The organism is Fibrobacter succinogenes, assembly GCF_902779965.1.
GTDB classification, from domain to species: domain Bacteria; phylum Fibrobacterota; class Fibrobacteria; order Fibrobacterales; family Fibrobacteraceae; genus Fibrobacter; species Fibrobacter succinogenes_F.
Genome location: NZ_CACZDK010000045.1, coordinates 1 through 442, shown reverse-complemented (window position 1 = coordinate 442; position 442 = coordinate 1). Strand labels below are relative to the sequence as shown.

The 442-nt window shown below is 54.8% G+C and carries 1 protein-coding gene; it reads left to right on the top strand.

Annotated features, from left to right (window positions below; all coding sequences use genetic code 11):
* Positions 1-40: 40 nt before the first annotated feature.
* The coding region (gene pgk / locus HUF13_RS15595) for a phosphoglycerate kinase (RefSeq protein ID WP_173475983.1) at positions 41-442 on the top strand (402 nt) is incomplete at its 3' end.

Sequence of the window (442 nt, the reverse complement as noted above, 5' to 3'; positions counted from 1 at the left end):
TCCCGCGTAAAATTTTAACCCTAAAAAAGAAGGTGCTATAATGGCAAAGCTTTCTATCGAAGATCTCGAACTCGCCGGCAAGCGCGTGTTCATCCGTGTCGACTTCAACGTTCCGCAGGACAAGGTGACTGGTGAAATCACCAACACCAAGCGTATCGAAGCCGCTCTCCCGACCATCCAGTACGCCCTCGACAAGGGTGCAGCCGTCGTGCTCGCCTCTCACCTGGGCCGTCCGAATGGCGAAAAGAACATGAAGTACACGCTCGCTCCGGTCGCCAAGAAGCTCGAAGAACTCATCAAGAAGCCGGTGAAGTTCCTCTCTGACTGCGTCGGTCCGGAAGTCGAAGCCGCCTGCGCCGCTATCAAGCCGGGTGAAATCATCCTCCTCGAAAACCTCCGCTTCCACATCGAAGAAGAAGGCAAGAGGAAGATCAAGAACGCC